The organism is Kibdelosporangium persicum (genome assembly GCF_013280595.1).
In the GTDB taxonomy this organism is placed as follows: Bacteria; Actinomycetota; Actinomycetes; order Mycobacteriales; family Pseudonocardiaceae; genus Kibdelosporangium; species Kibdelosporangium persicum.
In genome coordinates this window covers 813,685-826,693 of record NZ_JAAATY010000001.1, presented here as the reverse complement: position 1 = coordinate 826,693, position 13,009 = coordinate 813,685, and the positions used below count along the sequence as shown (strand labels likewise).

Annotated in this window: 10 protein-coding genes; 4 read left to right on the top strand and 6 right to left on the bottom strand. The window is 67.9% G+C overall.

Annotated features, from left to right (window positions below):
* Positions 1-3: 3 nt before the first annotated feature.
* Positions 4-606, bottom strand: a complete 603-nt coding sequence (locus tag GC106_RS03795) for a nucleoside/nucleotide kinase family protein (RefSeq protein WP_173124316.1) — start codon at positions 604-606, stop codon at positions 4-6.
* A 36-nt stretch (positions 607-642) separates the two neighbouring features.
* Here GC106_RS03795 and dnaE point away from each other — a divergent pair, with 36 nt between their 5' ends.
* Positions 643-4,224, top strand: a complete 3,582-nt coding sequence (gene dnaE, locus GC106_RS03790; RefSeq protein ID WP_173124314.1) for a DNA polymerase III subunit alpha — start codon at positions 643-645, stop codon at positions 4,222-4,224.
* Here the strand turns inward: dnaE and GC106_RS03785 are convergent.
* Positions 4,221-5,042, bottom strand: coding sequence for a hypothetical protein (locus GC106_RS03785; RefSeq protein ID WP_173124313.1), 822 nt, complete (start codon positions 5,040-5,042; stop codon positions 4,221-4,223). The two genes, dnaE and GC106_RS03785, sit on opposite strands and share 4 nt — an antisense overlap.
* Before the next feature lie 105 nt (positions 5,043-5,147).
* On the opposite strand from GC106_RS03785, the gene GC106_RS03780 reads away from it, so the two are divergent.
* Positions 5,148-6,428: an adenosylmethionine--8-amino-7-oxononanoate transaminase gene (locus GC106_RS03780; protein ID WP_173124311.1), complete on the top strand. Its 1,281-nt coding sequence runs from the start codon at positions 5,148-5,150 to the stop codon at positions 6,426-6,428.
* Between the two features lie 295 nt (positions 6,429-6,723).
* On the opposite strand, the gene GC106_RS03775 is transcribed toward GC106_RS03780, so the two are convergent.
* From GC106_RS03775 to GC106_RS03760, 4 genes are all read right to left on the bottom strand, one after another.
* Positions 6,724-7,170, bottom strand: a complete 447-nt coding sequence (locus tag GC106_RS03775) for an RICIN domain-containing protein (RefSeq protein ID WP_312872419.1) — start codon at positions 7,168-7,170, stop codon at positions 6,724-6,726.
* Positions 7,171-7,961: 791 nt separating this feature from the next.
* Positions 7,962-8,762, bottom strand: coding sequence for a sugar phosphate isomerase/epimerase family protein (locus tag GC106_RS03770; RefSeq protein WP_173124307.1), 801 nt, complete (start codon positions 8,760-8,762; stop codon positions 7,962-7,964).
* Positions 8,759-9,877: a dihydrodipicolinate synthase family protein gene (locus GC106_RS03765; RefSeq protein ID WP_376777700.1), complete on the bottom strand. Its 1,119-nt coding sequence runs from the start codon at positions 9,875-9,877 to the stop codon at positions 8,759-8,761. The genes GC106_RS03770 and GC106_RS03765 overlap by 4 nt, the downstream gene beginning before the upstream one ends.
* Positions 9,878-9,880: 3 nt before the next feature.
* Positions 9,881-11,032, bottom strand: a complete 1,152-nt coding sequence (locus tag GC106_RS03760; protein ID WP_173124303.1) for a Gfo/Idh/MocA family protein — start codon at positions 11,030-11,032, stop codon at positions 9,881-9,883.
* A 138-nt stretch (positions 11,033-11,170) separates the two neighbouring features.
* On the opposite strand from GC106_RS03760, the gene GC106_RS03755 reads away from it, so the two are divergent.
* Together GC106_RS03755 and bioD are read left to right on the top strand one after the other, a co-directional pair.
* Complete coding sequence (locus GC106_RS03755) at positions 11,171-12,196, top strand: LacI family DNA-binding transcriptional regulator (protein WP_173124301.1); 1,026 nt, start codon at positions 11,171-11,173, stop codon at positions 12,194-12,196.
* A 73-nt stretch (positions 12,197-12,269) separates the two neighbouring features.
* Positions 12,270-12,989, top strand: a complete 720-nt coding sequence (gene bioD / locus GC106_RS03750; RefSeq protein WP_173124299.1) for a dethiobiotin synthase — start codon at positions 12,270-12,272, stop codon at positions 12,987-12,989.
* Positions 12,990-13,009 lie beyond the last annotated feature (20 nt).

The window sequence follows — 13,009 nt, the reverse complement described above, 5'->3', positions numbered from 1 at the left end:
GCGTCAGGCGACCCGCATCGCCGGATGCCGGGGATCGTCGTAGCGGACCGCCACGTCGGCGGTGGTCAACGGGTCGACTTCGGCGTCGTAACGGGCGAAGACGGGCAGGCTCCACGCGTCGTCCGGCGGTGTCCGGCGGGCGAGCGCGCCGGGGGAGAGCCAGAGGTGGACCGTCAGGTCGAACGGCAATCCCCGGCCCAGCAACAACTCCCCGTCGACGACCACTACGCCGCCGGCCGGCAACGGGACGTAATCGGCCCTGGTCGCGCGGTCGGTCTCGGCGTTCCACAAGGACGGCAGAACCTTGTCACCGGTCAGCACCTCCCGCCGCAGCGCGCCTTCGTCCAGCCAGGACGAATACCGGGACTCCTCGTCGGTCCTGCCGTGCTCGAACCGCAGCGACGCCGGTCGCAGGAAGTCCTGGGCGCGCACGTGGATCACCGGACGGCCCAGCACCCTCAAGGGGTCCATCAGGGCCTCGGCCAGTAGCCCCGGCCGAGCTGCGGCCGCACCGTCCACCGCGACGCGGATCTGGCCGGGCACAGCGGTTATGCGTGAGACGACATGATCGGTCAGTGCGACGAAGGACACAGGTTGGAAGCGCACCCGTCCAGATTGTCAGACCCCGGGTGTACAACCGGGATGTCGCCGACGAGTCCGGGCAGGAGACGTTTAGGGTGGTGGATCGTGGCCGCTGACTCCTTCACTCACCTGCATGTGCACACCGAGTACTCGATGCTCGACGGGGCGGCGAAGCTGAAAGACATGTTCGCCCAGTGCGAGAAGCTGGGCATGACCTCGGTCGCGATCACCGACCACGGTCACATGAACGGGGTCTACGACTTCTTCAAGCAGGCGACCGCCGCGGGCATCAAGCCGATCCTCGGCATCGAGGCGTACCTCGCGCCCGGCTCACGCCACGTCAAGGACCGGGTCCGCTGGGGCGACCCGTCGCAGAAGGCCGACGACGTCTCCGCCAGCGGCGCGTACACCCACCAGACGATCTGGGCACGCGACGCGACCGGCCTGCGCAACCTGATGCGCGCCGCCAGCCTGGCCTCGTTCGAGGGCCAGCTCGGCAAGTGGCCGCGGATGGACAAGGAGCTCATCGCCCAGCACTCCGAGGGCCTGATGGCCACCACCGGCTGCCCGTCCGGCGAGGTGCAGACGCGGCTGCGCCTCGGCCAGTTCGACGAGGCCGTGAAGGCCGCGGGCGAGTGGCAGGACATCTACGGCAAGGACAACTTCTACGTCGAGCTGATGAACCACGGCATCGACATCGAGCTCAAGGTCCGCAACGACCTGCTCGAAGTGGCCAAGAAGGTCGGCATCCCCTTCGTGGTCACCAACGACTCGCACTACACGTACGAGCACGAACGCGACGCCCACGACGCGTTGCTCTGCGTGCAGACCGGCAAGACCATGCAGGACCCGACCCGGTTCAAGTTCGACGGCTCGGGTTACTACCTCAAGTCGCCGGAGGAGATGCGGGCGATCGACTCGTCCGACGCCTGGCAGGAGGGCTGCCGCAACACCCTGCTGATCGCGGAGAAGGTCAGCACCGAGGGGATGTTCCAGTTCCGCAACCTGATGCCGAACTTCCCCATCCCCGAGGGGATGACCGAGGGCGAGTACTTCAAACAGAAGGTCTGGGAGGGCATGAACCGCCGCTTCCCGGACGGCGTCGACGAGATCCACCGCAAGCAGGTGGAGTTCGAGATCGGCGTCATCCTGCAGATGGGCTTCCCGGCGTACTTCCTCGTGGTCGCCGACCTGATCAACTGGGCCAAGTCCAACGGCATCCGCGTCGGCCCCGGCCGTGGTTCGGCCGCAGGCGCGCTGATCGCGTACGCGATGGGCATCACGGACCTCGACCCGCTGGCCCACGGGCTGATCTTCGAGCGGTTCCTCAACCCGGACCGCGTGTCCCCGCCCGACATCGACATCGACTTCGACGAGCGCCGCCGCGGTGACGTGATCCGGTACGTGACCGAGAAGTGGGGCGAGGACAAGGTCGCCCAGGTGATCACGTTCGGCACGATCAAGGCGAAGGCCGCGATCAAGGACGCCGCCCGGGTGCTGTTCGGCCAGCCCGGCTACGCGATCGCCGACCGGATCTCCAAGGCCTACCCGCCCGCCGTGATGGCCAAGGACATCCCGCTGTCCGGCATCCACGACCCGAGCCACAAGCGGTACAACGAGGCCACCGAGATCCGGGCGCTCTACGAGTCCGACCCGCAGGTCAAGCAGATCATCGACACCGGCCGCGGCCTGGAGGGCCTGATCCGCAACGCCGGTGTGCACGCCTGCGCGGTGATCCTGAGCGCCGAGCCGCTGCTGGACGTGATCCCGCTGTGGAAGCGCCCGCAGGACGGCTCGATCATCACCCAGTTCGACTACCCCACGTGCGAGTCGCTGGGCCTGCTGAAGATGGACTTCCTGGGCCTGCGCAACCTGACGGTGATCGACGACTGCCTGCGCAACATGGAGCGCAACGGCAAACAACCCATCGACCTGCAGACAGTACCGCTCGACGACAAGGCCACGTACGAGCTGCTCTCCCGCGGCGACACGCTGGGTGTGTTCCAGCTCGATGGCGGGCCCATGCGGGACCTGCTGCGGCTGATGCGCCCGGACAACTTCGAGGACATCTCGGCCGTGGGCGCGCTGTACCGGCCGGGTCCGATGGGTGCGAAGTCGCACACGAACTACGCGCTGCGCAAGAACGGCCAGCAGGAGATCACGCCGATCCACCCGGCGCTGGAGGAGCCGCTCAAGGACATCCTGGGCACGACCTACGGCCTGATCGTGTACCAGGAGCAGGTCATGGCGATCGCCCAGAAGCTGGCCGGGTACACGCTCGGACAAGCAGACCTGCTCCGCCGGGCGATGGGCAAGAAGAAGAAGGAGATCCTGGACAAGGAGTACGCCGGCTTCGAGAAGGGCATGCTGGACAACGGCTACCCGAAGGACGCCGTCAAGACCCTCTGGGAGATCCTGGTCCCGTTCGCCGACTACGCGTTCAACAAAGCCCACTCGGCCGCGTACGGCCTGGTGTCGTACTGGACGGCGTACCTCAAGGCGAACCACCCCGCCGAGTACATGGCGGCGCTGCTGACGTCGGTCCGTGACGACAAGGACAAGGCCGCGGTCTACCTGGCCGAGTGCCGCAAGATGGGCATCACGGTGCTGCCGCCGGACGTCAACGAGTCGGAGCGTGACTTCGCCCCGGTCGGCGACGACATCCGGTTCGGCCTCGGCGCGATCCGCAACGTCGGCGCCAACGTGGTCGACTCGATCATCAAGGCGCGTGTCGAGAAGGGCGCGTTCGTCGACTTCTCCGACTTCCTGCGCAAGGTCGACGCCCAGGCCTGCAACAAGAAGGTCGTCGAATCGCTGATCAAGGCCGGTGCGTTCGACTCGCTCAAGCACCCGCGCAAGGGCCTGTTCCTGGTGCACACCGACGCGATCGACGCGGTGATGGAGACCAAGCGCGCCGAGGCCGTCGGCCAGTTCGACCTGTTCGGCGGGGGCGACGCGACCGACGACGTGGCGTCGGTGTTCGACGTGAAGGTCCCCGACGACGTGTGGGAGACCAAGCACCAGCTCGCCCTGGAGCGGGAGATGCTGGGTCTGTACGTGTCCGGGCATCCGCTGGACGGCGTCGAGCACATCCTGTCCGCGCAGTCCGACACCCCGATCGCGGGCATCCTGGAAGGCAGCGTCGCCGACGGCGCCCAGGTGACCATCGGCGGCATCCTCGCCTCGGTGACCCGGCGGGTGAACAAGAACGGTGAGCCGTGGGCGTCCGCCCAGCTCGAGGACCTCGCCGGTGGCATCGAGGTGCTGTTCTTCCCGAAGACGTACTCGGTGGTCGGGATGAGCGTGGTCGAGGACGCGATCGTGCTCGTCAAGGCCCGGGTCGCCAAGCGCGAGGACCGGATCTCACTGATCGCCAACGACCTCGTGGTGCCCGACCTCGAATCGTTGGCGGGCAGCCAGCCGTTCCGGGTCAGCATGCCCGCGTCGAAGTGCACGCCGACCGTCGTCGCCCAGCTCAAGGACGCCCTGTCCACGCACCCGGGCACGACCGAGGTGCACCTGCGCCTGATCAACGGTCAGCGCAAGACGTTGCTGCGGCTCGACGACACCCTGCGGGTCACGCCGAACCCGGCGCTGATGGGCGACTTGAAGGCGCTGCTCGGGCCGGGCTGCCTGGCCTAACGGCTGAGCCCGGCCTGGCTGGCCAGCAGGAGCTCGTGCCGGGCCATGGCCGCGGTGGGGGCGTGCGAGTTCGAGAGCAGGGCCTCGTAGTCCCCGGCGAGCATGGCCACTTCGTCCGTGGTCGGGGCGAGGGCCTTGTGCAGCAGGAGGAAGCCGTTGAGGTCGGCGGCCCTGCCGCCCCGCCGGAGGCGGAACAGGCAGCCTTCGAGCAGCATGACGCGGTCCAGTGCCGGGTCCCCGGCCAGCTTGCCGGGCCAGCCGCCGGGTTCGAGCAGGACGCCGATTCCGTCCACTTCGAACAGGCGGCGGGCCAGCGACGACCGGCTGGTGTGCGCCTCGCCGGTGGCGATCCAGGCGTAGACAAGACCGTCGGTGGCCAGCGGGGCGATGCCAGTGTGTGTGGCAAGGCTCGTGACCAGCTGCTGCATGTCGGGGTCGAGACGGTCGGACGGCAGCCGTAGCGCGAGTCGGTCGACAAGGTCGGGCAACCACGTCACCTGACGGTCGCGTAGCACCTCGACGACCAGGTCGATCACGTCTGTGCCGGTCTCGTCCTCACGCAGGCCGTTGCGTGCGATCCACACCGCGACGCTGGACGCGGTCGGCAGCAACGCGGCGCCGGCGACGGTCAGCGCGCACAGCCGAGGACCCCAGAACCGCTTGCTCACGAAGGCGGCGGTCCGCAACTGCTTCTCGTAGGCCCGTAGCGGCTCGGCCAGCGCCTTGCGAGTAGTCGCGTCCATGCCCTGGACCAGCCGTACGACGTTGTCCGGGTCGCCGCCGTCGATGATCGGGTGCAGTGCGGTCCACTCGGTCATGGCCCACGACGGTACCTGCCGTGCGAACGCCGCAGGTGCCGGTATATGCAGTCGATGTGTCGAAATAGAGCCCTGAACAGGGCCATTTGGCACTAATGTCGATCCGTGGACGTCGCCGAGCTGATCGCGTTGGACCGCGCGCACGTCTGGCATCCGTATGGGCCGATGCCGGGCACCAGAGACCCGTACGTTGTGGAATCCGCGTCGGGGGTCCGACTGCACCTGGCTGACGGGCGTGACCTCGTGGACGGCATGTCGTCATGGTGGGCGGCCATCCACGGCTACCGGCACCCGCGGCTGGACCAGGCCATGGCCGACCAGGCAGGCCGGATGAGCCACGTGATGTTCGGCGGGCTGACACACGAACCCGCCGTCCGGCTCGCGTCACGGCTCGTGCAGATCACGCCGACGCCGCTGCGGCACGTGTTCCTCTGTGACTCCGGTTCGGTGTCCGTCGAAGTCGCCGTGAAGATGTGCCTGCAGTACTGGCGCTCGATCGGACGGCCGGAGAAGCGCCGCATGCTGACATGGCGCGGCGGCTACCACGGCGACACGTTCCACCCGATGAGCGTCTGCGACCCCGACGGCGGGATGCATTCCCTCTGGCGTGGCGTCCTGCCGGAACAGCTGTTCGTCCCCACGCCCCCGGCTGGATTCGACGCGGGTGTCGACCATGACTACGTCGCGACCCTCGCCGACACGATCGAACAGCACGCCGACGAACTGGCCGCCGTGATCGTCGAACCCCTCGTGCAAGGCGCGGGCGGGATGCGGTTCCATGACCCGCGGTACCTGCACGTGCTGCGCGAGCTCACGCTGGCCAACGACGTCCTGCTGATCTTCGACGAGATCGCCACCGGCTTCGGCCGCACCGGCACCCTGTTCGCCGCCGACCACGCCGCGGTCAGCCCGGACGTGATGTGCCTCGGCAAGGCGCTGACCGGCGGCTACATGTCGATGGCCGCGACGTTGTGCACGGCGCAGGTGGCCGACGGGATCTCCCAGGGCGAGCTGCCGGTCCTCGCGCACGGGCCGACCTTCATGGGCAACCCGCTTTCCGCGGCCGTCGCGAACGCTTCGATCGACCTGCTGCTGGAGAGCGACTGGGCCGCCGAAGTCCGGCGGATCGAGCACGGGCTCATCACGGGCCTCGAACCCGCTCTGGATCTGCCCGGCGTGCTCGACGTGCGGGTGCTCGGGGCGATCGGGGTCGTGCAACTCGACCACCAGGTGGACATCGCCGAGGCGACGAAGGCGACGGTTGAGGCAGGCGTGTGGTTGCGGCCGTTCCGGGACCTGATCTACACGATGCCGCCCTACATCACTTCGGACGAGGACCTCGCGCTGATCACCAAGGCGCTGTGCGCCGCTGTGGCCGCGGGCTGAATGCAGCAGAACTGCTGGTCGTGCTCGCCACGGATCTGCCGGGCAACGCCGCCGGTGAGGGATATGTGCTCATCGGCGGCGGATACAGCCGCGTTGATGGGGGCAAGGGCCAAGGCCTGGAGACTGACTTCTCCGAGTACTGCCTGTATACCGACTGGCCTCCAGGCCTACGAACGTCGCTTCGGCCGCGACCGCGCCGACGAGCAGGCTGAGACGGCCACCGAGATCAGCTCGAAGTTTCCTGCACGTCACCAGGTCATCGACCTGACTGGATCTTCACGAGCGCGGTCGCCGATCAGTACCAGCGCTGGTTGGCCCCGCCGTGACACGTGTACATGATCACGTTGGCCCTGTTGCCGGGGTTTGCCCCTTCGATGTCCAGACACTTGCCGTTGAGGTCACTGCGCAGCATCCTGCCGTCCAGGTACCAGCGCTGATTGGCCCCGCCGTGACACGTGTACATGATCACGTTGGCCCTGTTGCCGGGGTTCGCCCCCTCGATGTCCAGACACTTGTAGTTGAGGTCACTGCGAATCAGCCTGCCGTCCCAATACCAGCGCTGGTTGGCCCCGCCGTGACACGTGTACATGATCACGTTGGCCCTGTTGCCGGGGTTCGCCCCCTCGATGTCGAGACACTTGCCATTGAGGTCACTGCGAATCAGGAAGCCGGCGGGAACGGCCTGCGCGGGTACCGCGGCGGCAATGGCGCCTCCCAGCATGAGAGCGATGGCACTGAACACCGTGGCCAATCTTTTCAAGCGGTACATGGATGTCCTTTCAGGATCTGTTGTACATACGCGCTGTACAGAACAAGGCCGATGATTCCGATCGGTAGTGCCGTGTCGGCCGCCCGATCGACATTGCCGTGCTTGTGCCGTGACAGCAAGGCCATGCACCCGTCCGGGAACGCGCACTACCCGAGTGAGCTAAGTGGATTATCGACAGTCGCCGCGTTCGCCGGGTACTCGCTCAGCGGTCCCCCATCGGGTACCTCATTGGGACTTCACCCGGGCGGCGCGGTAACTGTCCACATCGCGGCACGACCGATCGCCATGCTCGTCCTCAGCCGGGCCTGCCGGAACACGACTCCACAGGTCGCCGGCGCGTGGGCGCAGTCGCTGGCGACGAAACTCCGGCGCCACCAACACGATCAGTGTGTGGCTGTCCACCGGCGGCGGTTCTGCTCCGGCAGAGGTGTTGGGCCCTGATCGATTGCGTGACCTCGACCGCGTCCACGGCGTCGAGCCAACCACACCAGCAAGCAAGGCGGACGGTCGCCAAACCAGTGACCGCGAGTACGGTCACGTCCGAGGGATGTGAACGGCCGAACGCCCCTGCTGCCGGGGCATGGCGCCTACCGATTCCGTCGGCGGGTTCCCTCAACGGGGACTGCGGCCCGCGTGCATCTCCTGAACGATCGAACGTGCACCGGCTTCGGACGCCGCGTTCTGAACACAGCACTCCGAACCTGTGTCCAGAGTGCTGTGTCCAGAGTGCTGTGTTCAGAATTCAGAACCCTGTGTTCAGCCGCTCAGAGCACGTGCTCCTCAAACGTTCTGATCACGCGGTTGACGACGTCGTCGCCGGGGGAGTCCCAGATGGACTGGTTGAAGATCTCCACCTCGATCGGGCCCGCATAACCGGTGGCGTCCACGGCCTCGCGAAGCCTGCGCAATTCGATGCAGCCGTCACCCATCATGCCGCGACCCAGCAACACGCCCTCGGGCAACGGCGTGATCCAGTCGCAGACCTGGAAGATCGAAATCCGCCCGGCCGCCCGCGCGATCGCCTGGTACACACCGGGGTCCCACCAGATGTGGTAGGTGTCCACGCACACACCGACCTGGTTCGCGGGAAACAAGAAGGCCATGTCCAGTGCCTGATCCAAAGTGGACACGACACACCGGTCCGAGGCGAACATCGGGTGCAGAGGTTCGATGGAGAGCTGGACACCTTGCGCGGCCGCATAAGGCGCGAGCTCGGCGATCGAGTCGATGACGTGCTGCCGTGCGCCGTCGATGTCCCTGCTGCCCTGGGGCAGCCCGCCGGACACCAGGATCAGGATCGACGTGCCCAAGGCCGCCGCCTCGTCGATCGCGCGGCGGTTGTCTGCGATCGCGTCCGGGTCGGCGAAAAAACCGCCGCGGCACAGCGAGGTCACGGTCAGGCCCGCGTCACGAACCAGTTTCGCCGAGCGTTCGAGACCGTAGTCGGTCACCGGGCCGCGCCACAGGCCGACCTGCGTGATCCCGGCGCGCGCGCATCCATCCACAAAGGATGGAACGTCCCATTGGGTTGTGGTGGCCTGGTTCAGGCTCAACCGCGAGTTCACGTGGAGACCTCCAGGAACGCGCGCATCCGGTGCACCGCGAGCGAGGGATCGGGGAACAGCCCGGCGGCGTCGGCCAGTTTGAACAGTTCCACCAGGTGCGGCACCGAGCGGGCGCTTTCCAGGCCGCCCACCATCTTGAAATGCGACTGGTGCCCCGCCAGCCAGGCCAGGAAGACGATTCCCGTCTTGTAGTAGTACGTCGGCGTTCCAAAGATGTGCCGGGACAACGGCACTGTCGGGGCGAAGATCGACTCGTACGTCGCCACGTCCGACGAATCCAGGGCGCGGACGGCCGCGGCGGCCGCCGGTGCGATGGCGTCGAAGATGCCGAGCAGGGCGTCGCTGTAGCCGGAGGAGTCACCCCGGATCAGTTCGGGGTAGTGGAAGTCGTCGCCCGTGTAGCAGCGCACCTCGGCGGGCAGCCTGCGGCGCATCGCCACCTCGCGGGAGGCGTCCAGCAGTGAGATCTTCACACCGTCCACTGCGGACGCGTGCGCCTTGATGATCTCCAGGAACACGTCCGTGGCCACGTCCAGGTCCGATGATCCCCAGTAGCCTTCCAGCGCCGGGTCGAACATCGGGCCCAGCCAGTGCAGGATCACCGGCTTGGACGTCTGGGACAACAGGTGCGCGTACACCCGGTGGTAGTCGTCCGGGCCGGTGGCGGTCGCCGCCAAGGCACGGCTGGCCATCAGGATCACCTGGCCGCCGGTCTCCTCGATCACGGCGATCTGGTCCATGTAGGCCTGGATCACCTCGTCGACCGTGTGCGGTCCCGGTGCGAGCTGGTCGGTGCCCGCGCCGCAGGCGAACGGTCCCGCGGCCGCGGCTCCGGTGCGGCGGATCAGTTCCTGGGTCGCGGCCCAGTCCAGGCCCATGCCGCGCTGGGCCGTGTCCATCGCTTCCGCGACGCCGAAACCGTGCTCCCACAAGTGGTTCCGGTAGGCGAGTGTGGCGTCCCAGTCAACGGCCGCCGGGCTGCCGGGAGTGTTGTCGCCCAACGGATCCGCCACCACGTGCGCGGCGGCGAACAGGCGGCGGCTCAACGGCGCCGGCCCGGGGGCGTATCCGCCGGACGACTGCACCGTGTACGGACCGGTAGGCAGTTCGATGATCACTCACAGCTCCAGTTCCGGGATCGGCAGCCGACGGCCCTCGCGCGCGGACCGCAGGCCGAGCTCGGCCAGTTGCACGCCCCGTGCACCCGCCAGCAGATCCCAGTGCCACGGCGTGTCCAGCGCGACGTGCTTCAGGAAGAGTTCCCACTGGGTCTTGAAACCGTTGTCGAACACCGCGTTGTCCGGTACTTCCTGCCACTGCGACCGGAAGTCCTCGGTCGGCGGCAGGTCAGGGTTCCACACCGGCATCGGCGTGGCCGACCGGTGTTGCACGCGGCAGCGCCGCAGTCCCGCCACCGCACTGCCTTCGGTACCGTCCACTTGGAACTCGACGAGCTCGTCGCGGAACACCCGCGTGGTCCACGAGGAGTTGATCTGCGCGACGATCCCGCCTTCGAGCTCGAAGATCCCGTACGCCGCGTCGTCCGCGGTCGCTTCGTACGGGGCGCCCTGCTCGTCCCAGCGGGTGGGGATGTGGGTGGCGGCGAGTGCCTGCACGCTCAGTGGTTTGCCGAAGACGTGGTTGAGCACGTACTGCCAGTGGCAGAACATGTCCAGGATGATCCCGCCGTCGTCCTCCGCCCGGTAGTTCCAGGACGGCCGGTTGATCGGCTGCCAGTCGCCTTCGAAGACCCAGTAGCCGAACTCGCCGCGCACCGACAGGATCCGGCCGAAGAACCCGCCGTCCACCAGCCGCTTGAGCTTCAGCAGACCGGGCAGGAAGATCTTGTCCTGCACCACGCCGTTCTTCACGCCCGCGTCCTTGGCCAGTCTGGCCAGCTCCAGCGCGGTGTCCAAACTGGACGCAGTCGGCTTCTCGCAGTAGACGTGCTTGCCCGCGGCGATCGCCTGGCGCACGGTCTTCTGCCGTTCGCCGGTCACCAGCGAGTCGAAGTACACCTGCACGCCCGGATCGGCCAGTGCCTCGGTCAGGTTGGTCGTCCACGGCAGGTCGTGCTCGTCGGCGATCGCCTTGACCTTGTGCTCGCTGCGGCCGACCAGCACCGGTTCCGGCCAGATCACGCTGCCGTCGCCGACCGGGATGCCGCCCTGCTCCCGGATGGCCAGTATCGACCGCAGCAGGTGCTGCCGCAGGCCCATCCGCCCGGTGATGCCGTTCATCGCGATACCGACCGGCCTACGATCCGCCATCGTCTCCCCTTCCCAGCCCATCCCCTGTGCCGGCTCGGCCGGAGACTCGCCCGGCCTGTCGTAGAAAGCGCTTACTATCAGCGTAAGCTAGGCAGGCACCGGACCGGGTGTCAATAGGCTGTGCTGGGAGGTAGCCGGATGGCGGCGACATTGGCGGACGTAGCGGCACGCGCGGGCGTGTCGACCGCGACCGTGTCCCGGGTGCTGAACGGCAATTACCCGGTCTCGGCGGTGACGCGCGAACGGGTGCACCGGGCGTTGGGCGAGCTCGACTACGTCGTCAACGGCCCGGCGAGGGCGCTGGCCGCGGCCACGACCGAGGTGATCGGCGTGATCGTCAACGACGTGTCCGACCCGTTCTTCTCCATCCAGGCCAGCGGCACGCAGTGGGAGGCCGCGAGCGCGGACCTGCTCGCCGTGATCTGCAACACCGCCGGGTCGCCGTCGGACGAGCTGAAGTACATCAGCATGCTGTTGCGCCAAAGGGTGCGTGGTGTGGTGCTGACCGGCGGCAGCCGCGAGGAGCCGGAGCACCTGCGGGCGATCACGAAACTCATCGGCCAGGCCCTCTCGGCGGGCACCAAGGTGGTGATGTGCGGCCGTCCCGCGCCGCCGGACGTCGACGTGCCCTGTGTGGCGTTTGACAACGAAGGCGGTGCTCGTGCGCTGACACGGCACGTCCTGACGATGGGGCACAAGCGGATCGCGTACGTGGCGGGGCCCGCGGGCAACAGCACGACCACGGCGAGGCTTGCCGGGCACGGCAAGGCGTTGGAGGAGGGCGAAGTCGAGACGTCCGTGGTGGTGCACGGCGACTTCTCCCGGGCGTCCGGCTTCGACGCGGCGATGGAACTGGCCGACTCCGGCGTCACGGCGATCATCGCGGGCAACGACCTGATGGCGCTCGGCGTGATCGCGGCGTTGCGGCAGCGCGGTATCCGGGTACCGCAGGACATTTCGGTCGCCGGGTTCGACGACCTGCCCGCGGCGGTGGACGTCGTGCCGGCGCTCACCACAGTCCGTCTGCCGCTGGACCAGGGTGCACGGCGCGCGGGCCGGATCGCCAGCGGAGTGGAGGTCGTCACGGGCCCGACCAAGCTGTGGATGCCCGCTGAACTGATGGTTCGCGAGTCCGTCGCGCCACCGCGGAGGCAAACGCAGTGACAAGTGGACGAGTAAGCGCTTTCTCGGCCCCCTGCGTGTCGTACCGTGAGTACGACTCGTAGTCTGGTTCGACGTGAGCGTCCTCGTGGTCACCGGTACCGGGACCGGTGTGGGCAAGACGATCGTCACCGCGGCGATCGCCGCGCTGGCCAAGGCCGATGGCAGGCGAGTCGCGGTGATCAAGCCCGCCCAGGCGGGCCTCAACGACGACGGCACCGGCGACCTGGACACCGTCCGGCGACTCGCGGGTGACGTGACCACCCGGGAACTGGTCCGGTATCTCGATCCGCTCGCCCCGGAGACCGCCGCGCGCCGCAGTGGCATGCCCACGATCGGGCCCGCCGACATCGCCGGGGCGGCCTCTCGGCTGGACCAGGATCACGACCTCGTCCTCGTCGAGGGCGCAGGCGGCCTGTTGGTGCGTTACGACAGCAACGGCTCGACGATCGCGGACGCCGCGTGGGCCATGGGTGTCCCCGTGCTCGTCGTTGCGCAGGCCGGGCTGGGCACGCTGAACGCGACCGCGTTGACCGCCGAGGCGCTCCTGCGCCGGGGTATCGAGTCCCTGGGTGTCGTGGTCGGCAGTTGGCCGGCCGAGCCCGATCTGGCCACCCGCTGCAACCTCGAGGACCTGCCGGTCGCCGCCGGCGCGCCGTTGCTCGGTGCCCTGCCGCAGGACGCCGGCGGGCTGGATCCCCAGCGGTTCCGCCAGATCGCGCGTGCCGGGTTGTCGCCCTGGTTCGGCGGCGACTTCGACCCGGAGCAGTTCGCGATGACCTACAAGTCCTCGTGACCCTCCGCGTGAGCTACGTC

What these genes read in the sequence shown, in the direction of transcription:
- dnaE (WP_173124314.1), top strand. Translation starts at nt 643, where the DNA reads ATGTCGCCGACGAGTCCGGGCAGGAGACGTTTAGGGTGGTGGATCGTG.
- GC106_RS03785 (WP_173124313.1), bottom strand. Translation starts at nt 5,042, where the DNA reads ATGACCGAGTGGACCGCACTGCACCCGATCATCGACGGCGGCGACCCG.
- GC106_RS03760 (WP_173124303.1), bottom strand. Translation starts at nt 11,032, where the DNA reads ATGGCGGATCGTAGGCCGGTCGGTATCGCGATGAACGGCATCACCGGG.
- GC106_RS03755 (WP_173124301.1), top strand. Translation starts at nt 11,171, where the DNA reads ATGGCGGCGACATTGGCGGACGTAGCGGCACGCGCGGGCGTGTCGACC.